The following is a 25,643-nucleotide window of genomic DNA, read 5'->3' on the forward strand; positions in this document are numbered from 1 at the left end:
GGTGGCTATTCGAACGCCAGCGGCGCGAGAAAGGCGGACGAATCCGGGGCTACGGCGTTAGTCGGCGCTGCCGGCGAGCGAGCCTTCGATGGCGCTGGCGGGCAGCGAGCGGCGCGCGTCCGCTTCCGGCCGCTCGTCGATGGCGTCGCGGTAGGCGTCCGGCATGACGACCGCGAACTCCGAGACCGCCTCCTCCCAGTTCGCGAGCAGTTCGGCCGCGCGGTCGCTGTCCGTGCGCGCGGCGTGGTTCTCCACGAGCCGGCGAATCGCGGACTCGTCGCGCTCCGAGGGGTCGCGCGAAACCGCGACTATCCCGGTGTTGCAGCGGTCCTCGAAGTCGCCGTCGGGGTCGTGGACGTACGCGACGCCGCCGGACATCCCCGCGGCGAAGTTCCGCCCGACGTCGCCGAGCACGACGACGATACCGCCGGTCATGTACTCGCAGCCGTGGTCGCCGACGCCCTCCACGACCGCGTGCGCGCCGGAGTTCCGCACCGCGAAGCGCTCGCCGGCGACGCCGTTGACGTAGCACTCGCCGTCGGTCGCGCCGTACAGCGCGACGTTCCCGACGAGCGTGTTCTCCGCGGGCTCGAAGCCCGCTTCCGGCGGCGTCTCGACGGCGACCGTGCCGCCCGAGAGCCCCTTCCCGACGTAGTCGTTGGCGGCCCCGGTCAGCGACATCGTGACGCCGGACGCGAGGAACGCGCCGAACGACTGGCCGGCGTTCCCTTCGAGCGTGACGTCGAGCGTGTCGTCGGCCAGCCCCTCGACGCCGTGCTCGCTGCTGACGGCGTGGGAGACGCGCGCGCCGACAGTGCGGTCGCGGGTCGTAATCTCGCGGGTCAGCGAGACGGACTCGCCGTCCGCGATGGCCGCCTGCGCGTCCGCGATGATGCCCTCGTCGAGTTCCATGTCGGGCTGGTCCTGCTCGACGGTGTGCGTGCGACCGTCGCCCTCGGGTTCGGCGAGCACGCGCGAGAGGTCGATGTGCTCACCCTTCGGGTGGACGCTCTCCGGCTGGGAGAGGTGTTCGACGCGGCCGACGGCGTCCTCGACGCTCGTGTAGCCGAGTTCCGCGAGCAGTTCACGGAATTCGCGCGCGACGAACGTGAGGTAGTTCGCGACCTTCTCCGGCGTGCCGCGGAAGCGCTCGCGGAGGTCGTCGTCCTGCGTCGCGACGCCGGTCGGGCAGTTGTTCGTGTGGCAGATGCGCGCCATCACGCAGCCCGCCGACACCAGCGACGCGGTGCCGAACGCGAACTCCTCGGCGCCCAGCAGCGCGCCGACCGCGACGTCGCGGCCGGTCTTCAGGCCGCCGTCCACGCGCAGCGTCACGCGCGAGCGGAGGCCGGTCTCCACGAGGAGCTGGTTCGCTTCCGCGAGCCCGAGCTCCCACGGGAGGCCAGCGTGCTTGATGCTCGTCTTCGGGGACGCGCCCGTCCCGCCGTCGTGGCCGGAGATGTGGATGCAGTCCGCGCCCGCCTTCGCGCAGCCCGCCGCGACCGTGCCGATGCCCGCCTCGGAGACGAGCTTCACGTGGACGCGGGCGTCCGGGTTGCCCGCTCGGAGGTCGGAGATGAGCTGCTTGAGGTCCTCGATGCTGTAGATGTCGTGCTGGGGCGGCGGGCTGATGAGGCCGACGCCCGGCGTCGAACACCGCACGTCCGCGATCATCTCGTTGACCTTCTTCCCGGGGAGGTGGCCGCCCTCGCCGGGCTTCGAACCCTGCGCCATCTTGATTTGGAGGTCGTCGGCCGACGAGAGGTACGTGCTCGTGACGCCGAACCGACCGGACGCCACCTGCTTGATGGCGCACTCGCGGTCCGTGTCGAAGCGCTCGGGCGGCTCCCCGCCCTCGCCCGTATTCGCCCTCGCGCCGAGCTCGTTGGCGGCCTCGGCGTTCGTCTCGTGAGCCTCCGGGCTGAGGCTCCCGAGGCTCATCGCGGCCGTCGAGAACCGCTCGACGATATCAGCCGCCGGCTCCACGTCCTCGACGGGGACGCTCTCGCGGTCCTCGGTGTCGATGTCGAGGAGGCCGCGCAGCGCCTGGAGCTGTTCGGCCTGGTCGTTGACCTGTTCGGCGTAGTCCTCGAACGCCTCGTAGTCGCCGTTATCCACGCCCTCCTGGAGGCTGTGGACCGTCTGGGGGTTCCACTGGTGGAATCGCCCGGCGGTGCGGTTCTCGAATTCGCCGATGCGCTCGATGTCGGCTTCGTCGTCGAAGCCCGCGGCGTGGCGCGCGCGGATGTCGGCTTCGAGTTCGTCGAAGCCGACGCCCTCCGTGCGGTTCGGCGTCCCGGAGAAGAACCGGTCGACGACCGACGAATCGAGGCCGACGACCTCGAAGATTTGCGCGCCCTGGTAGGATTCGACCGTCGAGATGCCCATCTTCGCCATCACCTTCAGCAGCCCGTCTTCGAGGGCCTGCAGGTACGACGACACGGCTTCCTCGGGGTCGGGGCCGTCCGGCCCGGCGACGATGTCGCGGGCGGACTCGATAGCGAGGTAGGGGTTGACCGCGCCCGCGCCGTAGCCGACCGTCGCCGCGAGCTGGTGGACGGTGCGGACGTCGCCGGCTTCGACGACGAGCCCGGCGCGCGCCCGCAGCCCCTCGCGGGTGAGGTGGTGATGGACGGCACCGGTCGCCAGCAGGCTCGGCACCGGAATCGCGTCCTCGCCGGCCTCGCGCTGGGAGAGCACGAGCAGTTCGACGCCGTCGCCGACCGCGTCGGCGGCCTCGCGCTGGACGCGCTCGACGGCGGCTTCGAGGGACTCCTCGGGACCGAACGAGAGGTCGATGGTCGCCGCCGAAAGCCCCGCGTTCACGACCTCGTTCAGGTCGCTGTCAGCCAGCACCGGGCTGTCGAGGACGATCTGCTCGGCGTGTTCGGGGGATTCGCCGAGGAGATTGTTCTGCCGGCCGAGGCGCGTCTCCATGCTCGTCACGAGGTCCTCGCGGATGTAGTCGATTGGCGGGTTCGTGACCTGCGCGAACAGCTGGCGGAAGTACGACGCCAGCGGGTGGTTGAACTCCGAGATGCCGGGGAGCGGCGCGTCGTCGCCCATCGAGCCGACGGGGTCCTTGCCGTCCTGGACCATCGGCGCGATCAGTTCGTCGAGTTCGTCGCGCGTGTACCCGAACATCGCCTGTTCGGAGCGCAGGTCCTCGGTCGGGTCGCTGGGTAGCACGTCCTCGCCGGTCTCCGGGCGGAGCTGGTTCTGTTCGACCCACTCGCCGTACTGCTCGTCGGTGAGCTCCTCGAAGACGTCCTCGTCGTCGACGACGCCCTCGCCGGGCTCCGCGAGGAACAACTGACCGGGGCGGAGGCGGCCGCGCTCCTCGACCTCGCTGACGTCGCCCTCCAAGGCGCCCTGCTCGGAGGCCATCACGAGCGTGCCGTCCGCGCGCTTCTCGTAGCGGCACGGGCGCAGGCCGTTCCGGTCGAGGACGCCGCCGATGCGGTCGCCGTCGGTGCCGATGACGAGCGCGGGGCCGTCCCACGGCTCCACGAGGCTGGCGTGGTAGTCGTAGAACTCCTTGCGCGCGTCGCTCATCTCGTCGTCGCCCTGCCACGCCTCGGGGACGAGCATGCGGAGCGCGTGCGGGAGCGAGCGCCCCGTCTGCATCAGCAGTTCGAGCGCGTTGTCGACGCTGGCGGTGTCGGACTGCTCGGGGTCGTCGATGACCGGCAGCACCGTCTCGAGTTCGTCGGCGGTGAACTCCTCAGCTTCGAGGTCCGACTCGCGGGCGCGCATCCAGTTGACGTTCCCGCGGATGGTGTTGAACTCGCCGTTGTGGACGATGTTCCGGTAGGGGTGGGCGAGGTGCCACGCGCCCAGCGTGTTCGTGGAGAAGCGAGCATGCACGAGCGCGAACCCGGTCTCGACGCGCTCGTCGGTGAGGTCGGGGTAGTAGTCGGCGACCTGGTCGCCCTTCAGGAGGCCCTTGTAGACGACGGTGTCCTCGTCGAGCGAGCAGACGTAGAAGCGCTCGTGGTCGACGGCTGCTTCGACGGCCTGGCGGCCGACGTACAGCGCCTTCTGGAAGTCCTCGGCACCGTTCGGACGTACTACGGCCTGCGCGACGTGGGGTTCGGAGTCGACGGCGGTCGCGCCGAGGTCGCTGTTGTTCGTGGGGACGTCGCGCCACGCGTCGACGGCGAGGCCGTGCTCGGCGAGCGCGGCTTCGACGGTTTCGACGACTGCGGCGCGTTCGTCTGCGTCCTGCGGGAGAAAGAACGAGCCGACGGCGTAGGTTTCGGGGAGGCCGCCGAAGACGTCGGCGAAGAACTCGTCGGGCGTCTGGATGAGCGCGCCGGCGCCGTCGCCGGTGTTCTCCTCGGCACCCGTGGTGCCGCGGTGTTGGAGATTCTCCAGTACGTCGAGTGCGTCAGAGAGAACGCGGTGGGACTGGCCACCGTCGAGGTCGACGACGACCCCGACCCCGCAGTTCGACCGTTCGTCGGTCGGGTCTGCGAGGAGGCGGTTGTTCGTGCTGTCGGACTGGTGCATGTGGCAGCCTGTGACACGACCGAGTAAAACCCTACTCCTGAATCACTAAGGGTAATATAGATGCGTATAAGGTAAATTAAGGTGTCCGGACGCCGCGTTCGTTCCGCCCGTGAACCGTATCGTCGGTGCCTCTCGGCACCGTCTGGCAGTTGATTCCGTGGCTGTGGTTGTTACTGCCTTCGACCGCATCCACCATTAAATAATCGACCGTGACAAATAGTCGCCGGCTCAGTACGACTTCGCGAAGAACGCCGTCTCCTCGGCGGGCTCCCCACAGACCGCACACTCTTTGCCCTCGTGGTCGGGCGTCGGGAGGTGCTCGTCCTCGAACTCCGAGGCGGCGCGCGCGGCGCTGTCCTCGGCCAGCGGCACGAGCACGATTTCGGCGTGAATCTGGTCTTTGATTTCGTCCTCACAGGCCTCGTCGCCGCACCACGGGGCCTTCACGTAGCCGCCGTGCTGGCCGATAGTGCCCAGGATCTCCTCGCGGCTCTCGGCCTCCCGCACGTTCTCGTCGAGGCGCTCGGCGGCCGCGTCGTAGAGCTTCTCGTAGACGTCGTCGAGGTGGTCGTGGACGGTGGCCGTGATGTCCGCGCGGTCCTCGACGGCGTCCTCGCCGTCGGGTCGGTGGACGACCGTGACTTCCTCGTCCTCGACCTCGTTCGGGCCGATTTCGAACCGCACGGGGACGCCCTTCAACTCCCACTCGTTGAACTTGAAGCCGGGGTTGCGCTCGTCGCGGTCGTCGAGGTGGACGCGTACCCCCTGCGCCTCCAGTTCCGCGGCGATTTCCGAGGAGTACTGGAGCACGTCCTCCTTCGTCTCCTCCTGCCAGATGGGGACGATGACGACCTGCTTGGGCGCGACCGTCGGCGGGAGCACGAGCCCCTGGTCGTCGCTGTGGGACATGACGAGCGCGCCGATGGCGCGCCACGACAGCCCCCACGAGGTCGTGTACGCGGTGCGCTCGGCCTCGTCGACGTCCGAGAACGTGATGTCGAACGCCTCCGCGAACGACTGCCCGAGGTGGTGACTGGTGCCGCCCTGCACGGACTTCCCGTCGGGCATCAGCGCCTCGACGGTCGTCGTGGTGTCCGCGCCCGGGAACTTGTCGTGGTCGGGCTTCCGCCCGCGCAGCACGGGCATCCCGAGGACGTCCTCGTAGAGCCGCTGGTACTGGTCGAGGCGCAGCGTCGTCTCGGCCCACGCCTCCTCGTCGCTCTCGTGGGCGGTGTGGCCCTCCTGCCAGAGGAACTCCTTCGTGCGGAAGAACGGCTTCGTCTCCGTGGCCTCCCAGCGCACGACGGAGTTCCACTGGTTCAAGCGCAGCGGGAGGTCGCGGTGCGAGCGCACCCACTGAGCCATGTACGGCGCGACGATGGACTCGGAAGTCGGCCGGACGGCGAGGCGCTCTTCGAGTTCCTCGTGGCCGCCCTGCGTGACCCACGCGACCTCGGGGTCGAACCCTTCGACGATGTCCTTCTCCCGTTCGAGGTACGATTCGGGGATGAACATCGGGAAGTAGGCGTTGTCGACGCCGGTTTGCTTGAACCAGCCGTCGAGGTTGTCCTGAATCGCCTCCCAGAGGGCGTACCCACGGGGCCGGGTGACGATGAACCCGCCCATCGGCGCGTAGTCGGCCAGCTCCGCCTTCTGGACGACTTCCGCGTACCAGTCGCCGGGACTGTGCTCTTTGGACTCGGTGATGCCGAGCTCCTGTTCGTCGCTCATTACCCCAACTGTGGCCTGACTCGCTCTTAAAACCCGTGAAGGTGTGCGGGCGCGCGACGAACCCGACGAGGATTGGTTATAACTAACTCTTGAAGGAGGAATTCGAGGGAACTACGCATAGTGCACGTTGACCGGCTGATTCGTCAGAAGCACGAAGTGCTGAGAGGTTAGCAGTAATTAATTAGTGGTCGGGCGCGTACGAGTGGGCGTGCGCGAGTTCGAGTTCACCGTGACGTTCGAACCGGGGAGCGACGCCCTCATGGACTGCTTCGTCGAGCACGACAGTCTCACGGCGTGGACCTCGGTCTGTTTCACGACCCGCGAGCGGATGTGGCGCATCGACCACGCCACCGGCACGGAGGAAGCCCTGGCCGCCTTCGACGACGTCTTCCTCGACGAATCGCGGTGCAACGAGTGCCTGGACCTCCCGGACTGTGACACCTACCGCGAGTACCACGTCCTCGACGAGTCCACGAACTCCCGGACCGTCTACACGTTCCGCGAGGAGGTCCACGGCTGCCACTCGGTCCCCCACTACGTCCACGAGCACGTCGGCGACGGCGTCGTCTTCGAGGCGCGACGTAGCGACAACGAGTACCGGTGGCGCGTGCTCCATCCCGACGAGCAGCCGGTCGGCGGCGTCTACGATGCCATCGAAGCCCAACTGCGCGACGGGCTCTCGCTGTCGCTGTCCCGCCTCTCCAGCGCCGGGAACTGGAACGCCGAATCCCGGGTCGCTGCCGAGTTGACGCCCGAGAACCGCGCGGTGCTCGAAGCCGCCGTCGAGCACGGCTACTACTCGCGGCCGCGGGAGGTCACCGTCAGCGACCTCAGCGACGAACTCGGCATCCCGCGCTCGACGCTCCAGTACCGACTGCGCAGCGCCGAGGACCTCGTCGTCTCCCAGTTCGTCGACGACGCGCTGTCGTGAACCGCGGAAACTCGGGGCCGTTTCGCGTCGCTGGCGCTCGGCGAGAGAACTAAGTGGCATGGGAACGTCACCCAGGGTATGGGCGACACGAAACGCGGCCGCGAACGGCAGGGTCAGAAGAAGCGCGAACAGCTCCGCGAGCAGGAAGTCGAGCGCACACTGACAGCCGCCGACGACCCGCCGGACCCGCAGGAAGACGAAATCGAGTTCGAGGAGTAGCGACCCGCGGCCGTCGAATTTTTCTTGACCGACCGAACCACGTAGCCGCAGCTACCGCCGCGCGACGTCGAACGGGCTCTCGGTCTCCGTCCACGCCCAGCCCGGGAGTCGCGTCTGGACGCCGGCCGCCAGCGCCGCGTCCAAGTCGTCTCGGCCGGCAGCGTCGTCGCCGTCGCCGCTAGTGTGGACGTCCGCGTAGTGGAACGTCGACTCCGCGAGCAGCCGGCGCGGCTGCTCGCCCGCGATCACCGCGGCGAGCTCGCGGCCGAGCAGTTCGTCCACGACGAACCCCGGATAGTCGTCGGTGACGTCGAGGTCCCGGAGCAGCGCCACGAGCGCCGCGACGTTCACCGCGCGGTCGCCGTCCGCGAACACGTCCTCGACCGCGCTGCGGTACTGTGCGTCGGTCACGGTGGCGACGTCGGTGTCGAAGGCGTCGCCGAGCGCGTCCCGGACGTCGTTGACCAGCGGGACGACGACGGCCGCCCGTTCGAGCACCCACTCACGCTCCCGTACGACCGCGTCGGCTGTCAGTTCCATGGGCACCGTCGTGCGTCAAGGCCTACCAAGTTTGCGAAGGCTTTTATAACCGGAACCGCATACTGCCGAGTAAGCGGGTTCTCCTGTAGTAATCCCCGCGGCCCGGCCGTCCTCGGCCGGAACACCGGTCTCCATACTGGAATGACGACAGCGTGTGTCTACTCACCACGTTCTACGGTCCACTCCTCACCCCGCCTCCGGCGGCTCGCGAGTGGCCCTAACGGAGACGCGGACGCAGGAGGCCTCATTCACTGACTATGAGCACTGTAGACCAGCAACTCGAAGAGTTACAGGACCAGATTACGAACGAGATTCCGCCGGACATCTCGGTGACCGACGTGAAGTACGAGGGCCCCGAGCTCGTCGTCTACACCCGGGACCCGAAGCAGTTCGCCCAGGACGGCGACCTCGTTCGGCGGCTCGCGAGCAAACTCCGCAAGCGCATCACGGTCCGCCCCGACCCCGCGGTGCTCTCCCGCCCGGAGACCGCCCGCGAGAAGATTCTGAACGTCATCCCCGACGACGCCGGCGTCACCGACCTCGACTTCCACGAGGACACCGGCGAGGTCGTCATCGAGGCCGAGAAGCCCGGGATGGTCATCGGCCGCCACGGCTCCACGCTCCGCGAAATCACGGAAGCCGCGGGCTGGACGCCCGAGGTCGTGCGCACGCCGCCCATCGAATCCTCCACCGTCTCGAACGTCCGGAACTTCCTCAAGTCCGAGCGCGACGAGCGCCGCGACATCCTGGAGAAGGTCGGCCGCCAGATTCACCGCGAGGAGATGAGCGACGACGAGTACGTCCGCATCACCACGCTGGGCTGCTGCCGCGAGGTCGGCCGCGCGAGCTTCATCCTCTCGACGCCCGAGACGCGCATCCTCGTCGACTGCGGCGACAAGCCCGGGAGCGAGGACGAAGTCCCCTACCTCCAGGTGCAGGAGGCGCTGGGCGCGGGCGCGAACTCCATCGACGCGGTCGTGCTCACGCACGCCCACCTCGACCACTCCGCGTTCATCCCGCTACTCTTCAAGTACGGCTACGACGGCCCCATCTACACCACGGAGCCGACCCGTGACCTCATGGGCCTGCTGACGCTGGATTACCTCGACGTCGCCGCCAAGGAGGGGGGCACGCCCCCGTACGACTCCGAGATGGTTCGCGAAGCCATCAAGCACTGCATCCCGCTGGAGTACGGCGACGTCACGGACATCGCGCCGGACGTGAAGCTCACGTTCCACAACGCCGGCCACATCCTCGGGAGCGCGGTCTCGCACTTCCACATCGGCGACGGCCTCTACAACGTCGCGTTCTCCGGCGACATCCACTACGAGGACACGCGGCTGTTCAACGGCGCGGTCAACGACTTCCCGCGCGTGGAGACGCTCGTCCTCGAATCCACGTACGGTGGGCGCAACGACTACCAGACCGACCAGGAGGACTCCGAGGAGAAGCTCAAACGCATCATCAACGAGACCTACGAGGACGGCGGGAAGGTCCTGATTCCGGCGTTCGCGGTCGGGCGCTCCCAGGAGATGATGCTCGTCCTCGAAGAGGCGATGCGGAAGGGCGACATCCCCGAGATGCCCATCCACCTCGACGGCATGATTTGGGAGGCGACCGCCATCCACACCACCTACCCCGAGTACCTCCGCGACGACCTCCGCGACCGCATCTTCCACGAGGACGAGAACCCGTTCCTCGCGCCCCAGTTCAACCACATCGACGGCGGCGAGGAGGAACGCCAGGAGGTCGCCGACGGCGACCAGTGTATCATCCTCTCCACCTCGGGGATGGTCACCGGCGGCCCCATCATGTCCTGGATTCAGCACATCGGCCCGGACCCGGATTCGACGATGACGTTCGTCGGCTACCAGGCCCAGGGGACGCTCGGCCGCCGTATCCAGTCCGGCTGGGACGAGATTCCGATGCCCGACTCCCGCGGCAGCGGCCGCGCGGAGCGCCTCCAGCTCGAGATGGACACCGAGACCGTCGACGGCTTCTCCGGGCACGCCGACCGGCAGGGCCTCGAGGACTTCGTGCGCACGATGAACCCCCGCCCCGAGAAGGTGCTGTGCGTGCACGGCGACGAGTCCTCCACGCAGGACCTCTCCAGCGCACTCTACCACGACTACAACATGCGGACGTTCGCGCCGAAGAACCTCGAAACGTTCCGCTTCGTCTAGGCGCCTCGGCTCGGTTCTGACCGTTTTCGCCGTGCGGTCGTGGAAGCCGACAGCACTATACTCCGCGTTCCGGTACTGTGCGGTGTGAGGTCCACACGAGCGGCGAGTCTGTTCGTCGTGGCGCTGGTGGTGTCGACGGCGTTCGTCGGTCCCGCCGTCGCCGCGCAAGCCGCGCAGGTCGCGCAGCCCGGCCAGCCGGTCGAGGGCGACGGCGGCTACCGGTTCGATGTCGGCGGCAACGAGACCAACATCACGTTCTGGCTCCACCTGGACCTGTTCACGAACCTCGGCGCGGCCGGCGACTTCGGGTTCAGCGCGGTCGGCCACGCGATGGACACGCAGGTCGTCGCCGTCGACGTCCAGCTACGCTTCGACGGAGTCGGCGACCTCGGTAATTTCCTCTCGAACCCCTTCTCGCGGTTCTCCGTCGTCGCGGAGTGGGAGATGAACCTGCCGTTCCTCTCGGCAGGGCCGGCTTCGGGCGACGACTTCAGCTACGAGGGCAACGAGACGATAAACGGGAGCAACGCGTAGCGCGGAGCCGAACTTTCAAGCCCGCACGGCTGTTATGTCAACTCATGTCAGAGGGCGGCGAGCTCGTCGCGGAGCTCCAGCAGCAGGCCGGAGACGCACTGCGTGTCGTCGCCGAGTACGACAGGGAAGGCTACGACGTCCACTACGTCCGCGAGGACGTCGGCGCGCGTCTGGACGAGCGCGCGGACGCCATCCACCGGAACCTCGTGCTCGAAGGCATCAGCCGCGAGCACCTCGAAGACCTCTTCGGCGCGGGCGACCTCCACTGCTCGATGCATCGCTTCGACGAGATGACCGCGTTCCACTTCGCCGAAGAAGAGTACACGGGGCTGTTCGTCAGCGTCGAGTCCGACGCGGACCTGCCGCTGGCGTCGTTCACGGACACCTGCTGGCGGAGTCTCTAATCGGCGGCCTCGGCGGGGTCGACGACTTCTTCGGCGAGTTCGTCCACGCCCACCCTATCGCAGAGGTCGTACAGCGGACACGCCTCCGGGCCGTCGAGGCACGCGGGCTTGCGCGCCGAACAGTACTCGCGGCCGAACTGAATCATCGCCGTATGTCCGAACCCGCACTTCTCACCCTGGACCTCGGCCTCTAGGGCTTCGCGCACGTCCTCGTGGTCGGCATCCGGGGCGGCGAGCCCGAGCCGGCGCGCGATGCGGTGGACGTGCGTGTCCACGGGGAAGACGCCGTCGCGCCCACCCGCGAACAGCAGCACGCAGTCGGCGGTCTTCGGGCCGACGCCCTTCATGTCCAGCAGCGCGTCGCGAACCTCGTCGGGGTCGTTGCTCGCGGTTTCACCGTCTTCTCGCGGGCTCCGCCCGCTCGAACGGTCCGAGGGACTTCGTCCCTCGCTACTCGCTCCGTCCGTGGAGCGTTGCTCCACGCGCCCCGTGCGAACGAACTCGTCGAACGCCGCTTCGCCGCCGTACTCCTCGCAGATGCGGCCGGCGATGCGAATCAGCGTCTCGGATTTTTGATTGTAGAGTCCTGCCGAGGAGATCGTCTCGGCGAGTTCGTCCTGGTGGGCGTCCGCGAGCGTCGCCGCGAGGTCCTGCCCGGCATCGTATCTGTCCATCAGCGCGTCGTGGGCGGGCTGGCTGGCGACGTCGCTGGTGTTCTGACTGAGAATCGTGCGAACGAGACACTCGAAGGCGTCGCGGCCCCCGTACGCCTTCTGCCAGTACATGTCCCCGAGCCGGTCGACGACGGCGTCCGCGCGGCTCGTGTCGTTGCCGGGCTCGAACTCGGTGAAGCGGCCGGCGGCGGCGTCACCACCCGAGATGTTCTCCGCGGGTTCGTCGTCCATGCTTGGAGGTCTGTCGGCGAGCCCAAAAAGCACCGCGACGGCTCCCAGCCGGTGGGCTACTCGACGCGCAGCGTCGCCGTGAGGTCCGCACCGTCCGCGAGCGCGGCGACGAGGTCGCGGTCGAGGTCCACGGCGGCCTCGTCGGCGTCCACGAAGATGGTGCGGTCGTCGACGTACGTGCTCGTGCGCCCGACCATGCTGCGCTCGTTCGTGTATTCGAGGTCCGGGTGGCCCGACCCCGTCACTTCCTCGCGGTGGCCGTCGGCTTCGAGCACGAGCGTAATCGTGGCGTCCTCGTCCTGACAGGCGGCGACGAACTCGCGGTCGAAGTCCGCGGGCGCGCGGTCGGCGTCGATGCCGACGATGCAGTCGCCGGCGGGCGTGAGGTAGTCGTCGGTCGTCACTTCCAGCGTGGACGCGTGTTCGGCCGTGACGTGTTCGTGGCCGGTCGCCCGCACGACTTCTTCCATGGGCTGGGGTTGCCGGTAGCCGCACTTGTGTGCGGCGTTCCGCGACCACTCTTTAAGTGCAGCTACCCACTCCTGTGGGGGCCGTTACCACTCGCTGAAGGGGGTCTGACAACTGCTTGCACGCGACGCCCCGTCGGAAATTTTAAGTGGCGTGGAGGAGTATTACCCGTTACCAGAACGCTGCGTGCGTTCGTGCACAGCCCGAGAGAATGACAGGACGTTCTCCTTCCGACCGGGAAGTCACACGCTCCGAGCGACGGCTGTCTCGAACACCCAGCGGGTATGGCATCGAGGTTTGAACAATGGCTGAGGAAGAACAAACTATCGAAGTATCGAGCGCAGACGAACTCATTACTGACGAAGAACTTCAAGAGAAGTCCAAGGGTCAGCTCATCAAGAACGCCGGCCAGTTCCGCGACCGCCGGAACGAGCTGAACCAGCTCGCCAGTTCCCGCGCCTCCGACCGCGACGAACTCAACGCGAAGACCCGAGAGAAGGTCGACGAGGCCCAGGAACACCGCGAGAAGCGCGACGAGCTCAACGAGCGCGTCCAGGAACACAAGGAAGTCCGTAACGAGCTCAACGCCGAGGCGAACGAGCTCTTCGACGAGGTCGAGCAGCGCAAAGAGGACCTCGAACTCGACGAGGGCAAGGACCTCGAAGAGCTCAAGGAGGAAATCGAGCAGCTCGAGTTCAAGCAGCAGACCGAGGTTCTCTCGACGGAGGACGAGCGCGAACTCATCGAGAAAATCGAGGACAAGCGCGAGGAGTACCAGGATCGAAAGGAGAAACTCGACGCCTCCGGCGACCTCGAAGAGCTCGTCGACGAGGCCGAGGAAGTCCGCGCGGAAGCCTCCGAGCACCACGAGAAGGTGACGGAGCTCGCGGACAAGGCCCAGGAGCACCACAACGAGATGATCGAGGCCTACCGCGAGGCCGACGACATCCGTGACGAGGCCGACGAGATGCACGAGAAGTTCGTCGAGGCTCAGGAAGCCGCCGACGCCCACCACGAGGCGTTCGTACAGGTCCAGAAGCGCCTCCGCGAACTCGACAAGCAGGAAGAAGAGGAGCGCGAGGACGAGCGCGCCGCCGAGCAGGCCGAAGCCCGCGAGGAAGCCGAGGAAATCTACGAGCGGTTCAAGGAGGGCGAGACCCTCGACACCGAGGACCTCCGCAAGCTCCAGAAGTCCGGCCACCTCTAAGCTGTCTACTGCTGATTTCTCCGTATTTTCCCGCGCGTAGCGGCGGCACTGTCCCGACTGTGGTCCAGATGAATCGGCCGCGTGAATTACGGGCCCGGCCGCCGACGCCGTAGCCATGGACACGCTCCCCAAACGAGTCGGCCGACTGACCGTGCTGGCACTCGGCGTGGTCGTCGGCGTCGTCGTCGGCTGGGTGTTGTTCGTGCGGACGCCGGCCGGCGGCCCCACGATTCTCGGCGTGCTGTTGACGCTCCTCACCGGCGTGGTGTTCCTCCAGTTGGGCGGGAACGCCGCGGACACGGTGTTCGGCGCGTACGACACCGCCGAAGTCCGCGTGGAGGGCCCGATAGCACGGGACGGCGGGCAGTCGCTACCGACCGACCCGCGCCAGATTCCCGCGGACGCCGTGGTCGACCAAATCGAGCGTGCGGACGAGGACAGCAACACGAACGCGCTCGCGGTCCGCCTGAACACGCCCGGCGGCGAAGTCGTCCCGAGCGACGACATCCGGCGCGCGGTTCTGGAGTTCGACGGGCCGACAGTCGCGTACGTCACCGACGTCTGCGCGAGCGGCGGTTACTGGATTGCCAGCGCCTGCGACCACGTGGTCGCCCGCGAGAACAGCCTCGTCGGCAGCATCGGCGTGCGCGGGTCGACGCTGAACGCCTCGGCGCTCGCCGACGACCTCGGCGTCGACTACGAGCGCTTCGTCGCCGGCGAGTACAAGGACGCGGGCAACCCGCTGCGGGAGCTGCGCGAGGACGACCGCCGCTACCTGCAGGGCCTGGTCGACGACTTCTACGAGTCGTTCGTCGAGCGCGTCGCCGAGGTTCGGGACCTCTCTCCCGAGCAGATTCGGGACACGGAGGCTCGTGTCTACGTCGGCCGGGACGCCCACGAGCGCGACCTCGTGGACGACCTCGGGACGCGCGACGACGCCGAAGCCTACCTCGAAGCCGAACTCGGCCACGAGATCGACGTTCGGGAGTTCGAGCCGCCGCGCGGGATGTTCGTGCGGATGCGGCGGACGGCGGTCGGCGCGGCGTACGCGTTCGGCGCGGGGCTGGCCGACGCAGTCGGTGACGGCAACGGGACGAACGTCGAACTCCGGTGACCCGAGCGCGGGGTTTTTATCACGGCAGCGTGACGCTGTGGACGATAGATGCGCACGCTGGTCGTCTGTGTGGACCGGACCGGGGACATCCCCCGACAGACCGGGTTGCAGACGCCGGTCGCGGGCTGGGAGGCGGTGCAGTCGCTGGTCGTGGAGATGGGCATCGCCGACCCCGAGGACTCCGCCGTGAACTGCCTGCTGGAGGCGCTCCGCGTCACCCGCGACCTCCGCGACGGCGAGGACGACGCGGTCGTCGCCGCCATCTCCGGGAGCGGCGACGGCGTCTCCGCGGACCGCTCGGTCGCCGACCAACTGGACGACTTCATCGACCGCTACGACCCCGACTCGGCGGTCGTCGTCATCGACAGCGCCGAGGACGAGCGCGTCGTCCCCATCGTGGAGAGCCGCCTCCAGGTCGACGCCGTCGACCGCGTGGTCGTCCGGCAGGCCCGCGACCTCGAATCCACGTACTACCTCCTCAAGCAGTTCCTCGCCGACGAGGAGCTCCGCCAGACCGTGCTCGTGCCGCTGGGCATCGTCCTGCTGGTGTTCCCGGCGCTGATGATGGTGACCGGCAGCCTCGCGGTCGCAGTCGCCGCCATCACCGCCGTTATCGGCCTATTCGTCCTCTACAAGGGGTTGAGCATCGAGAACTACCTCGCAGAGGTCCCCGCGCAGGCGCGGGACGCGCTGTACTCCGGCCGCGTCTCCATCGTCACGTACGTCGTCGCGGGCGGGCTCGCGCTCGTCGGCGTGTTCGCGGGCGCGCTCGGCATCTCCGACCTGCCCTCGGAGACGCCGCTGTTGTTGACCGCGATGGCGTTCACGTACTACAGCGTGCCGTGGATAACACTCGGCGGATTGGCGGCCAGCGCCGGCCGGCTCTTCGACGAGTTCATCCGCCACGAGGAGGTCCGCACGTCGTTCCTCAACCTCCCGTTCGGCGTGCTCGCGGTCGGGCTCGTCGTCCGCGGGTTCTCGGCGTACTTCATGGAGCTGGCCGACGAACTCGACGCCGTCGCGGTGCCCGCCGCGGAAGTCGGCGCGCTCTCCATCGAGGGATTCGTGCTCTCCCCCGAGGAGCGGCTCGCGGCGTTCGTCGTCGCCGGCGTGCTCGTCAGCATTATCGGCCTCCGCGTCGCGACGCGGTTCAGCGACGTCGACGTCGACGACGTAGAAGACGGCGAGGAGCCCGTGGAGCCATAGAGTGGAGTATTTCAACGCCGCGGTGCAAGCACGCGTATGACTGACGGCCAGTGGGTGAGCCTGTTCTCCGGCGGGAAGGACTCCTCGTGGGCGCTCTACCGCGCGCTCGAAGCGGGCCTCGATGTCGCGCGCCTCGTCACCGTCCACCCCGAGGGCGACTCGTACATGTACCACGTGCCCGCGACGCACCTCGCCAGCCTCGCCGCCGAGAGCATCGGCATCCCGCTCGTGGACGTCGAACCCGACGACTTCGGCGCGGCGGCCGCAACCGAGTCCGGTGAGCAGGGAGACACCGAACTCGAACCGCTGGAGGCCGCGCTCGCCGACCTCGCCGACGACCTCGACGGCGGGCTCGCGGGCGTCACCGCGGGTGCCGTCGAGAGCGAGTACCAGACCTCCCGCATCGAGTCGATGGCCGACCGACTGGGCTGCGAGGTGTTCGCGCCGTTGTGGCAGCGCGACCCCCGCGACCTCGCCGACGAGATGCTCGCCGCCGGCTTCGAAATCACCATCGTCCAAGTGGCGGCGTACGGCCTCGACGAGTCGTGGCTCGGCCGCACGCTCGACCGCGAAGCGCTAGACGAACTCGAAGCCCTCAACGAGCAGTACGGCGTTCACGTGCTCGGCGAAGGCGGCGAATTCGAGACGTTCGTCACCGACGGCCCGCACATGTCTCGTCCAATCGAGTTGGAGTACGAAACCGTCTGGAACGGCGACCGCGGCCACGTCGAAGTTACGGACGCGCGCCTCGGCGAGTAGGCGATACGGGCGCGAACGGCCCGGAGAATTGGGGTTCTGTGTTATACCGCTACGCGGGGTCGAACGCCGACAGACTCGCTGCGCTCGTCTGTCGAGCACGACGAGGCTTACGCCTCGTCGAACGCCGCTGAGCGAAGCTCAGCGTGCTCGATGAAGCTCACGCTTCATCGAACAGCGTCTCGCCGTCGACCATGTGTTCTTCGACGGCGTCCATGTCGAGCGTGAGGCCGAGACCGGGCTTCTCGGGGACGGTGATGGAGCCGTCCTCGATGACGTCCTCCTCGACGAGGTCGCTCCACCAGCCGAGTTCGTAGGAGTGGAACTCCACGGCGAGGCTGTTCGGGATGGCGGCACCGACGTGCGCGCTCGCCATCGTCGCGATGGGCGAGGAGACGTTGTGCATCGCCACGGGAACGTAGTACTGGTTGGCGACGTCCGCGATTTTCTGGGTCTCGCGCATGCCGCCGACCTTCGGGAGGTCGGGCGCGACGATGTCCACGGCCTGGTTCTCGATGAGCCGGCGCTCCTCGGTGACGCGGTAGCGGTTCTCGCCGACCGCGATGGGAGTCGTCGTGGACTTCGTGACTTCCTCCTGCACGTCGAGGTTCTCCGGGGGAACGGGGTCTTCGAGCCACCAGACGTCGTACGCTTCGAGTTCGCTGGCGAGGCGTTTCGCCGAGCCACCGGAGAACGTCCAGTGGCAGTCGAAAGCGACGTCAGCGCGGTCTTTCACGCGCTCGGTGACCTGCTCGACGATTTCGGCCTTGTGGCGAATTTCGCCCGGGCGGAGGTGGCGGTTCGCGCGGTCCTTCTCCAGCCCGCTGGGCACGTCGAGGTCGAACTTGAGGGCGTCGTAGCCGAGTTCCTCGACGACGCGCTCGGCCTCGTCGGCGCACGCCTCGGGGTCGGCTTCCTCCTCGGTGTGGCAGTCACAGTAGACGCGCACGTCGTCGCGGTACTTCCCGCCGAGCAGCTGATAGGCGGGGACGTCCAGCACTTTCCCGGCGAGGTCGTGGAGCGCGACCTCGATGCCGGAGATAGCCGTCACGGTAACGCCTTCGACGGAGCCCTCGCCGCTCATCTTCTGGACGAGGTGCTCGAAGAGGCGGTCGATGTCGAGGGGATTCTCCCCGATGACGAACGGCTTCATCCGCTCGATGAGCTCGGGGACGCCCGCGCCCCAGTAGGCTTCGCCGGTGCCGACGACGCCCGCGTCGGTGTAGACGCGGACGAGCGTCCACGGGAAGTTGCCGTCGACCATCGTCGTCTGTACGTCCGTGATTTCGAGGTCGCGGGGTGCGGGCCGCTCCCGGTCGGCTCCCATCGTCTCCGCGGAGAGCTCGCGCATCGTGTACTCCGCGTTCGGGTCGTGGAGGTCGCTGTAATCTATCCCCATAGTGGGTCGTTCACTCGTTTCGGTGTAAATCTATGGTTTCGAGGAGGCCGAGTTCGTCCAGGCGGAGTTCGAGGGCCTCGCGCTGGTCGTCGTCCATCGTGCGCAGCGGCGAGCGCAGCGGGCCGGCGTCGAACCCGCGCAACTGGAGCGCGGTCTTCACGCCGGCCATGTACGGCCCCTGCTTGAGCGCCGTGCGGACGTCGTATACCGTGCTTTGGAGGTTGCGCGCGTGTTCGACGTTCCCCCCGTCGTAGGCCTCGTAGAGGTCGACGACGAGCTCCGGGAACGCGTTCGCGACTGCCGACACCATGCCCGTGCAGCCGAGGTCGAGGCCGGGCACGAGCAGCGAGTCCGAGCCCGCGACGAAGGTGAGTTCGGGGTGGTCGTCGATGGCCTGTCCGAGCCACGGGACGTCCTTCGAGGAGTCCTTGATGCCCGCGAGATTGTCGATGGCCGAGAGGTCCTCAAGCACGTCCAGGGACAGCGAGTTCCCCGTCTTCGAGGGGATGTGGTAGACGTAAACCGGGAGGTCGACGGCGGCGGCGACGCGCTCGTAGTGCGCGACCGTAGCCTCGTCGTCCAAGGGGTAGTAGTACGGCGTGACGACGACGACGCCGTCGACGCCGGCTTCCTCGGCGTGTTCGGCGTGTGCGACCGTCTGCCGGGTGCTGGGCGCGCCGACGCCGGCGATGACCGGGACCTCGCCGCCGACTTCGTCGACGACGGCTTCGACGACGCGCTGTCGTTCGCCGCCCGTCAACAGGGGGAACTCGCCGTTCGTCCCGAGCGGGAAGACGCCGTCGACGCCGCGGTCGACGACGAACCGGGCGTGCTCGGCGGTGCGCTCGAAGTCGACCGTCTCGTCGTCGTGGAACGCTGTCACAATCGGCGGGACGACCCCGTGGAGGTCGAGGGGGTCGTCCGCGCCGGGGGCTGGTGCGTGGTCTGGCACGTGCGGCGGGTCGCCCGCCGCCAGCATAAGCGCCGTGGTTCCGACGACGACTTTTCCATACGTGAGTAAACTCTTTGGCGACGCGGCCGGTACGTACTCGCATGGACGTCGAGGTGAAGCTCACGGGAACGCTCGCCGCTCGTACCGGCACGCACAGCGCCCGCGTCGGCGTCACCGACGACGCCACCGTCGCCGACGTCGTGGACGCGCTCGCCGACGAACTCGGGTCGCACGTCCGCGCGGGCGTCCTCGAAGGGTCGCGGCTCCGCACGGACACGGTCGTCGTCCGGAACTCCACGGACAGCGAGCCGCTCTCCGCCGGCAGCCGCCTCCACGAGGGCGACACCGTCCGCTTCAGCCTCGCCAGCTAACCTTACTGTTCTGCGAGTCGATTCAGCGCCCACGCGGTTCTGAGCACCTCGTCGGCGGCACCCTCGTCGAAGACGAGGTCGTCGGTCTCCCAGACGTGCTCTAAGACGCGCTTGGAGGCGTGGTCGGGCGCCGCCGCGATGCCCGCGTCCTCCTCGGCGACCCACTCCATCACGCGCAGGTCGCTCTTGCTGTCGCCCATCACGAGCGCGAACGGGTCGTCGACGTCGAGCACGTCGAAGGCACCCTGTACGCCCACGACCTTGTTCAGTTCGCGGGACGCGATTTCGGCGGCGTCGGCCTCGTAGTACGCCACGTCGACGCGTTCGAGCACCGCGCGCACGTCCTCGGGGACGGTGACGTCCTCCGGCTGTTGGTCGGCGTCGGCGAGGACGCCCGCGATTTCGGGGTCCTGGTCGGCGTAGAACGCGCGCACGTGGTCGGCAGTCGCGCCCTCCACGCAGTCCGCCAGCAGTTCGAGTTCGTACCGGAGCGCGTCGTCGATGAGTTCCCGCGCGCGCTCGCTGCCCGTCTCGAAGTTCGGCTTGAGCGTGACGTTGAACTCGTTGCCCTGGAGGTGACAACCCTGTCGGATGCCCTCCGGGGCGTCAGAGAGCACGCGGGCGCGCACGTCGTCGAACACGCCGCGCACGTCGTCTTCGAGTCCCTCGTAGAGCAGTTGTTTCGTGTCGGGGCCGTGGCCGGGCGTGAACACGCCCGTCCCCGCCTCGTAGACGATGGAGACGTTCCCCGAGTGGACGAGTTCGTTGCCGAGTCCCTGAATCAGGAACCCCTTGACGTTCTCCAGGGTCTGGCCGGTGCAGATGACGATGGGAACTCCCTGTTCGTGGAACTCCGTGAGCAGGTGCAGCGTCTCGCGGGGAATCTCGTTGTCCGTGTGGCCCGCCGAGCGCAGCGTCTCGTCGACGTCGAGCACGAGCACGTTGACGCCGCGGTCGTACTTCGCGTGGAGGTCGAGCGCCGCGAACGCCTGTTCGCGGGACGCGCGCGCGACCAATTCGGCGTACGTGTCGCCGTCGTCAAACGCCGCGCGGACGTCGTCCTTCCGCGCGGCGAGTTCGTCGCTGGCGGACTCCCAGTACTCCAGGGCGACCCGGGAGTCGACGGGCGGGAACAGGTCCACGAGGTCCTGGTAGGCGCGTATCGTCTCCGCGTCGAACTCGTCGTAGAGTGCGTACAGTCGGTCGTACCGTTCCATACCGGCTGGACGGGCGGCACCGGTTTAGGTGTGGGTGGGAGCCGGCGCGCGGGCAGAGTTCGCCCGCGACAACTTACTCGATACATAATAAATATTTAGTCGGTGTGGATGTGAGTGGTGGGCATGGACGCAATCGCCGTCACCCGCGACGACCGGACGCCGCGCGTCGTCGACCTGCCGCGACCCGACTCGGCGCACGGGGAAGCGCTCGTGCGCACGCTCCGCGTCGGCGTCGACGGCACGGACCACGAAGTCATCGCGGGCAGCCACGGCGGCTTCCCCGAGGGCGACGACCACCTCGTGCTCGGCCACGAGGCCGTCGGCGTCGTCGAGGACCCGAACGGCACCCACCTCGACGCCGGCGACGTCGTCGTGCCGACGGTCCGCCGGCGGCCGAACGGTGCCAACGACTACTTCGAGCGCGGCGAACCGGACATGGCACCCGGCGGCGAGTACCACGAGCGCGGCATCGAGGGCGCGCACGGCTTCATGGCCGAGTACTTCACCAGCCCCGCGGAGTTCCTCGTCGAAATTCCCGCAGCCCTCGCCGAGCGCGGCTTCCTCGTCGAACCCGTCAGTATCTCCGAGAAGGCCTTCGAGCACGCGTTCGCCTCGCGGTCGGCATTCGACTGGCAGCCTGAGACCGCGCTCGTGCTCGGAAACGGCTCGCTGGGCCTGCTCACGCTCGGAATGCTGGACGCTGACGACCGATTCGAGCGGACGTACTGTCTCGGTCGCCGCGACCGCCCCGACCCCACAATCGACGTCATCGAGCGCCTCGGCGCGACGTACGTCGACTCCCGCGAGACCGCCGTGCCCGACATCCCAGCCGGCCACGAGCCGATGGACTTCGTCTACGAGGCCACGGGCTACCCGAAACACGCCTTCGAGACAATCGAGGCGCTCGCGCCCAACGGTGTCGGCGCGCTCCTCGGCGTGCCCGAGGACTGGGCGTTCTCGGTCGACGGCGGCCGCCTCCACCGCGAGTTCGTCCTCCAGAACAAGGCGCTGGTCGGCAGCGTCAACTCCGGCGTCGAGCACTTCGAGGCCGCCGTCGACACTCTGCAGGCGCTCCCGGAGTGGCTGTTCGACGACCTCGTCACCGGCGTGTACGACCTCGACGACTTCGAGCGAGCATTCGTCGACGACGAAACGACCATCAAGACGGCGGTTCAATTCGACAGTAGATGAAGAACGTCGACGACCTCATCGACAGCGCCTCGGAGCTGGCGGCCCGCGGGCTGTCGCGTGGCGAAATCGCGGACGAACTGAACGTCTCCCGGGAGACCGCGAGCTGGCTCGTCGAGCGCGCGGGCGGCACCGCGACTCCCGTCGACGAAGAACCGGCCGGTGGCCCCCAGGACGTCCACGTGGACTGGAGCAACATCGGCGAAGCCGGCGCGCGCCTCAACGCCATCGGCATGGCGCTGGCGGACGCGCTCCGCGAGCACAGCCACGACGTCGACCTCATCGTCGGCGTCGAGAAGGCGGGCGTGCCGCTGGCGACCGCCGTCTCGAACGAACTGAAGACCGACCTCGCGACGTACACCCCGCGCAAGCACCAGTGGGAGGAAGGCGACATCGAGAATCTCGGCGGGAGTTTCAGCCGAAACTTCGCGAGCGTCGAGGACCGCGAGTGCTTCCTCGTCGACGACACCATTACCTCGGGCACCACTATCTCCGAGACCGTCGACGCAATCCGCGACGCCGGCGGTAAACCCGTCGCCTGCGGCGTGCTCGTGGACAAACAGGGCATCGCCGACGTCGACGACGTCCCCCTCGAATCGCTGTTCCAGGTCATCCGCGTCGGCAACGACGACTGACGACGCTCGGCTTTCACACGTTCCGCGAACCCACTCAGCCGACAACGGGCGGATTGAAAGGGGCGGCAGCGTGGCGGCAACGCCGCCACGACATTCGGCGGTCGGCTCCGCCCGACCGCCCGGCTCGCGTTCAGTTTAGTCGTCTCGCGACGCAAGCACCGTAGCGAACGTAGTGAGCGAGGAGCACAGCGAGCGCGAGGCCGACCAACGGGAGGCCTCGGAACGTGTGAGCGGTGACCGGAGGGAACCGCGAGCGAGCGACCGCGAGCCAGCCGGGGCTTTCGAGGAAGACCCATTCTGCGGTCGAGCACGCGGCTCGCGGCTCCCGCTGGTCGCCGCTCGCTCTAACGTGGCCTCACTTCGTTCGGCCACGCTACCCAAACCCTTTCTCCGTGCTCTACCTAGAGCAGGTATGGCTTTCGACCCGATGGACTCCGCGATGGAGCAGGAAGCGGTCGACGAAATCGTCGCCGAGGCGATCGAGAACAACGACGTCGTGCTGTTCATGAAGGGGGACGCGCGGATGCCCCAGTGTGGGTTCTCGAAGCGCGCGGTCAACCTGATTTCGCAGTACCGACCGGACGTGCACACGGTGGACGCGCTCCAGAGCCTCGACGAGTTCCGCGTCGCGCTCGAAGAGCGCAGCGGCTGGGAGACCATCCCGCAGACGTTCGTCGACGGGGAGTTCGTGGGCGGCAGCGACATTCTCGGCGAACTCGAAGAGCGCGGCGAGCTCGCGGACGAGCTGAACGCCGACGACGATGTCGACGAGGACGCCGCGGCGACGAGCGCCGACGACGGCGTCGAATCCCCGTTCTGAGACGCATCTAGGTATTTTCTTCGACGCCCGCCGGCAGCGACGGCGACCGCTATTCGACGGGGACGCCGCGCGTCGCGGTGGCTTTGAAGGAGACGACGACGTCGCGGCCGGCCGCCAGCGAGAGGCGCTGGCGGCTGTCCTCGGTGACGAGCGCGAGCACCGGGTCGTCGGCGCCGACGTCGACGGCGACGCGCGCGACGCGCTCGCCAGTTTCGACGCTCGTGACCGTGCCGGAGAAGCGGTTCCGGGCGCTCGTGTGTTCGGGCGTCGGCGTGTCCACAGGATCGGTCAGCGTCACGGCGTCCGCGCGCAGCGTGAGGTGGACGTTGTTGTCGGCCTCCGGAACGAGCGCGCGCACGCGGCCCGCGGCCGTCTCGACCGTCGCGAGTTCGCCGTCGCGCTCGACGACTGTCCCCGAGAGCACCGTCTTCGCGACGTCCGTGATGCCCTCGAAACTCGTCTGCACGCGCTCGAACGTCGCGAGCAGTTCCGTGGCGGTGTCCGTGAGTTCGCTGCCGCCGCCACCGGAGCCGCCGCGCTGGCGCTCGACGAGCGAGCCGAACGCGTCTTCGAGTTCGACGACGCGGCGCTGGGCGTGCGCGTACGAGCGCCCCAGCGACGCCGCCGCGCTACTCAGCGAGCCCTCGTCGTCGATGGCGCGCAACAGCGCGACGTCCCGCGTGTCGAGGGTCACCCCGTCGCTGCCGACGTACGCGTCGAACTCGGGGTGGGTGTCCATGCGTCGCTGTAGCCCGAGCACGCGCAAAAGGATTGGGTCGCGTTAGTAGATGAGTTCGTCGTCCTTCTCGACCATGTAGACGGTGCGCGCGGCGACGTTGACCGCGTGGTCGCCGACGCGCTCCAGGTCCCGCACCGTCAGCAGCATCCGGGAGACGTCGTTCATCAGCGCCTCGATGTCTTCCTCGCTGGACTCGGTGTCGACTTCGGTCTCGATGAGGTCCCGCATCACCGTCTCGGAGGCCTGCCGACAGCGTTCGTCGAGGTCGTCGTCGCGCTCCGCGATTTCGTAGCAGGCGTCGACGTCCTCCTCGGCGTAGGCGTCCATCGCGTCCTCGACCATCTCGATGGTGGTGGTGCCGATGGCCTGGATGTCGACCTCGGGGAACATGTCGCGGTCCGCGTCGAGGGTGTACTCCGCGAGGTTCGTCGCGAGGTCGCCGATGCGTTCGAGGTCGGTCGTAATCTTGAACGACGACGCGATGAGCCGGAGGTCGCCGGCGACGGGCTGCTGGAGCGCGAGCAGGTCGATGCACTCCTCTTCGAGGTCGAGGTAGAGTTGGTTGACCTCGTCGTCGCCCTCGATGACCTCCCAGGCAGCCTCCTCGTCTTTCTGTTCCATGGCTTCCAGCGCCAGCCGCAGGCGGTCGACGACCACTTCGCTCATGTAGAGGACGTCGCTGCGGAGCGCGTCGAGTTTCTCTTGGTAGCTCTCTCGTGGCATGGTTGTTACCCGAACTTGCCCGTAATGTAATCTTCGACCCGGTCGTGCTCGGGGTTCTCGAAGATCTGGTCGGTGTCACCGAACTCGACGAGCTCCCCGCCCGTAAGGAACACGGCCGTCTTGTCGGAGATGCGGGCGGCCTGCTGCATGTTGTGCGTGACGATGACGACGGTGTAGTCCTCGGCGAGCTCCTCGATGAGGTCCTCGACCTGGCTGGTCGCGACCGGGTCGAGCGCCGAGGCCGGCTCGTCCATCAGCAGGACCTCGGGGTCGGGCGCGATGGCGCGCGCGATGCAGAGGCGCTGTTGCTGGCCGCCGGAGAGTGCTGTCCCGGAGCTGTCGAGCTGGTGGCTGACCTCGTCCCACAGCGCCGCGCGCTTGAGGGACTGCTCGACGATTTCGTCGTGGTCGCCCTCGACGTCCTGGATTTCGAGGCCGTAGGCGACGTTGTCGTAGATGCTCTTCGGGAACGGGTTGGGTTCCTGGAACACCATGCCGACGCGGCGGCGCAGCGCCACCGGGTCGACGTCGGGGTCGTAGACGTTCTTCCCGCGCAGCGTCAGCTCGCCGTCGACGCGGCAGGCCTCGATGCGGTCGTTCATCCGGTTGATGCAGCGCAGGAACGTCGACTTCCCGCAGCCCGACGGCCCGATGATGGCGGTGACGCGGTTCTCCGGGATGTCGATGTCGATGCTGTCGAGGGCCTGTTCCTCGCCGTAGAACACGTCGAGGTCCCGCGAACGGATGATGGGGTCGGGGGTGGTCGTCGTCTCGCTGCTGGACGTCGCGCTCGCGACGTCGGTCTCGATGACCATGTCGTCGGCCGTCGGGTCGGCGGTCTCTCCGTCGCCCGCGTCGGCGCTGAACTCTGATGTGTTGTCGCTCATAG

Annotated in this window: 24 protein-coding genes; 13 read left to right on the forward strand and 11 right to left on the reverse strand. The window is 67.8% G+C overall.

Translation table 11 applies throughout. The features are described from left to right. Nucleotides 1–57: 57 nt before the first annotated feature. Together gltB and proS are read right to left on the reverse strand one after the other, a co-directional pair. Nucleotides 58–4,512: a glutamate synthase large subunit gene (gene gltB, locus LT974_RS02880; RefSeq protein WP_232589157.1), complete on the reverse strand. Its 4,455-nt coding sequence runs from the start codon at nt 4,510–4,512 to the stop codon at nt 58–60. Nucleotides 4,513–4,740: 228 nt separating this feature from the next. Beyond that, a complete protein-coding gene (gene proS / locus LT974_RS02885) occupies nt 4,741–6,243 on the reverse strand; it encodes a proline--tRNA ligase (protein WP_232589158.1) in 1,503 nt (500 codons plus the stop codon). Nucleotides 6,244–6,451: 208 nt separating this feature from the next. Here proS and LT974_RS02890 point away from each other — a divergent pair, with 208 nt between their 5' ends. Next, complete coding sequence (locus tag LT974_RS02890) at nt 6,452–7,174, forward strand: helix-turn-helix domain-containing protein (protein WP_232589159.1); 723 nt, start codon at nt 6,452–6,454, stop codon at nt 7,172–7,174. 78 nt (nt 7,175–7,252) lie between these two features. Next, nucleotides 7,253–7,393, forward strand: coding sequence for a hypothetical protein (locus LT974_RS02895; RefSeq protein WP_197407710.1), 141 nt, complete (start codon nt 7,253–7,255; stop codon nt 7,391–7,393). Between the two features lie 51 nt (nt 7,394–7,444). Here LT974_RS02895 and LT974_RS02900 read toward each other — a convergent pair whose 3' ends face one another. Then, nucleotides 7,445–7,933: a hypothetical protein gene (locus tag LT974_RS02900; RefSeq protein WP_232589160.1), complete on the reverse strand. Its 489-nt coding sequence runs from the start codon at nt 7,931–7,933 to the stop codon at nt 7,445–7,447. Between the two features lie 257 nt (nt 7,934–8,190). Between LT974_RS02900 and LT974_RS02905 the strand changes: the two genes are divergently transcribed. The 3 genes from LT974_RS02905 to LT974_RS02915 all read left to right on the forward strand — a co-directional run bounded on the left by LT974_RS02905 (nt 8,191) and on the right by LT974_RS02915 (nt 11,054). Next, the gene (locus LT974_RS02905; RefSeq protein ID WP_232589162.1) at nt 8,191–10,116 is read left to right on the forward strand and encodes a beta-CASP ribonuclease aCPSF1; all 1,926 of its coding nucleotides are present in this window, start codon (nt 8,191–8,193) and stop codon (nt 10,114–10,116) included. Between the two features lie 84 nt (nt 10,117–10,200). Beyond that, entirely contained in the window at nt 10,201–10,650 is a 450-nt protein-coding gene (locus LT974_RS02910; RefSeq protein WP_232589163.1) for a DUF7332 family protein, read from the forward strand. 44 nt (nt 10,651–10,694) lie between these two features. After that, nucleotides 10,695–11,054, forward strand: a complete 360-nt coding sequence (locus tag LT974_RS02915; RefSeq protein WP_232589164.1) for a hypothetical protein — start codon at nt 10,695–10,697, stop codon at nt 11,052–11,054. Here the strand turns inward: LT974_RS02915 and LT974_RS02920 are convergent. Together LT974_RS02920 and LT974_RS02925 are read right to left on the reverse strand one after the other, a co-directional pair. Further along, complete coding sequence (locus LT974_RS02920) at nt 11,051–11,959, reverse strand: endonuclease III domain-containing protein (protein WP_232589165.1); 909 nt, start codon at nt 11,957–11,959, stop codon at nt 11,051–11,053. The genes LT974_RS02915 and LT974_RS02920 overlap by 4 nt on opposite strands. Nucleotides 11,960–12,015: 56 nt before the next feature. Then, the gene (locus LT974_RS02925; protein ID WP_232589166.1) at nt 12,016–12,429 is read right to left on the reverse strand and encodes a DUF371 domain-containing protein; all 414 of its coding nucleotides are present in this window, start codon (nt 12,427–12,429) and stop codon (nt 12,016–12,018) included. Between the two features lie 302 nt (nt 12,430–12,731). Here LT974_RS02925 and LT974_RS02930 point away from each other — a divergent pair, with 302 nt between their 5' ends. The 4 genes from LT974_RS02930 to LT974_RS02945 all read left to right on the forward strand — a co-directional run bounded on the left by LT974_RS02930 (nt 12,732) and on the right by LT974_RS02945 (nt 16,713). Further along, nucleotides 12,732–13,634, forward strand: coding sequence for a coiled-coil protein (locus LT974_RS02930; RefSeq protein WP_230887651.1), 903 nt, complete (start codon nt 12,732–12,734; stop codon nt 13,632–13,634). A gap of 115 nt (nt 13,635–13,749) precedes the next feature. Next, nucleotides 13,750–14,748 carry a signal peptide peptidase SppA gene (sppA, locus tag LT974_RS02935; protein WP_232589167.1) on the forward strand — a complete coding sequence of 333 codons (999 nt, stop codon included), beginning with the start codon at nt 13,750–13,752 and terminating at the stop codon, nt 14,746–14,748. Nucleotides 14,749–14,796: 48 nt separating this feature from the next. Further along, complete coding sequence (locus tag LT974_RS02940) at nt 14,797–15,954, forward strand: DUF373 family protein (protein WP_232589168.1); 1,158 nt, start codon at nt 14,797–14,799, stop codon at nt 15,952–15,954. 36 nt (nt 15,955–15,990) lie between these two features. Then, entirely contained in the window at nt 15,991–16,713 is a 723-nt protein-coding gene (locus LT974_RS02945; protein ID WP_232589169.1) for a diphthine--ammonia ligase, read from the forward strand. A gap of 157 nt (nt 16,714–16,870) precedes the next feature. On the opposite strand, the gene LT974_RS02950 is transcribed toward LT974_RS02945, so the two are convergent. After that, the gene (locus tag LT974_RS02950; protein WP_232589170.1) at nt 16,871–18,109 is read right to left on the reverse strand and encodes a mandelate racemase/muconate lactonizing enzyme family protein; all 1,239 of its coding nucleotides are present in this window, start codon (nt 18,107–18,109) and stop codon (nt 16,871–16,873) included. Nucleotides 18,110–18,119: 10 nt separating this feature from the next. Further along, nucleotides 18,120–19,061 carry a dihydrodipicolinate synthase family protein gene (locus tag LT974_RS02955; RefSeq protein WP_232589171.1) on the reverse strand — a complete coding sequence of 314 codons (942 nt, stop codon included), beginning with the start codon at nt 19,059–19,061 and terminating at the stop codon, nt 18,120–18,122. Nucleotides 19,062–19,162: 101 nt separating this feature from the next. Here LT974_RS02955 and LT974_RS02960 point away from each other — a divergent pair, with 101 nt between their 5' ends. Next, nucleotides 19,163–19,432 carry a MoaD/ThiS family protein gene (locus LT974_RS02960; RefSeq protein ID WP_232589173.1) on the forward strand — a complete coding sequence of 90 codons (270 nt, stop codon included), beginning with the start codon at nt 19,163–19,165 and terminating at the stop codon, nt 19,430–19,432. A 2-nt stretch (nt 19,433–19,434) separates the two neighbouring features. On the opposite strand, the gene LT974_RS02965 is transcribed toward LT974_RS02960, so the two are convergent. Next, nucleotides 19,435–20,649 carry an HAD family hydrolase gene (locus LT974_RS02965; RefSeq protein WP_232589174.1) on the reverse strand — a complete coding sequence of 405 codons (1,215 nt, stop codon included), beginning with the start codon at nt 20,647–20,649 and terminating at the stop codon, nt 19,435–19,437. Nucleotides 20,650–20,772: 123 nt separating this feature from the next. Between LT974_RS02965 and LT974_RS02970 the strand changes: the two genes are divergently transcribed. The 3 genes from LT974_RS02970 to LT974_RS02980 all read left to right on the forward strand — a co-directional run bounded on the left by LT974_RS02970 (nt 20,773) and on the right by LT974_RS02980 (nt 23,292). Continuing rightward, the gene (locus tag LT974_RS02970; protein ID WP_232589175.1) at nt 20,773–21,840 is read left to right on the forward strand and encodes a glucose 1-dehydrogenase; all 1,068 of its coding nucleotides are present in this window, start codon (nt 20,773–20,775) and stop codon (nt 21,838–21,840) included. Beyond that, nucleotides 21,837–22,472 (forward strand): transcriptional regulator GfcR, encoded by a 636-nt coding sequence (gene gfcR, locus LT974_RS02975; RefSeq protein ID WP_232589176.1) that lies wholly within the window; start codon nt 21,837–21,839, stop codon nt 22,470–22,472. Before LT974_RS02970 ends, gfcR begins: the two co-directional genes overlap by 4 nt. A 412-nt stretch (nt 22,473–22,884) precedes the next feature. After that, nucleotides 22,885–23,292: a glutaredoxin family protein gene (locus LT974_RS02980; RefSeq protein ID WP_232589177.1), complete on the forward strand. Its 408-nt coding sequence runs from the start codon at nt 22,885–22,887 to the stop codon at nt 23,290–23,292. A 49-nt stretch (nt 23,293–23,341) separates the two neighbouring features. Here LT974_RS02980 and LT974_RS02985 read toward each other — a convergent pair whose 3' ends face one another. Genes LT974_RS02985 through pstB form a run of 3 tightly spaced genes read right to left on the reverse strand, consistent with a single transcriptional unit; the run spans nt 23,342 to nt 25,641 of the window. Next, on the reverse strand, nt 23,342–24,031 hold the full coding sequence (locus tag LT974_RS02985; RefSeq protein ID WP_232589178.1) for a TOBE domain-containing protein: 690 nt from the start codon (nt 24,029–24,031) through the stop codon (nt 23,342–23,344). A gap of 42 nt (nt 24,032–24,073) precedes the next feature. Next, on the reverse strand, nt 24,074–24,754 hold the full coding sequence (gene phoU / locus LT974_RS02990; RefSeq protein WP_232589179.1) for a phosphate signaling complex protein PhoU: 681 nt from the start codon (nt 24,752–24,754) through the stop codon (nt 24,074–24,076). Between the two features lie 5 nt (nt 24,755–24,759). Then, nucleotides 24,760–25,641, reverse strand: a complete 882-nt coding sequence (pstB, locus tag LT974_RS02995) for a phosphate ABC transporter ATP-binding protein PstB (protein ID WP_232589180.1) — start codon at nt 25,639–25,641, stop codon at nt 24,760–24,762. Nucleotides 25,642–25,643 lie beyond the last annotated feature (2 nt).

It is taken from the genome of Halobacterium noricense, from assembly GCF_021233435.1.
Lineage (GTDB): Archaea > Halobacteriota > Halobacteria > Halobacteriales > Halobacteriaceae > Halobacterium > Halobacterium noricense.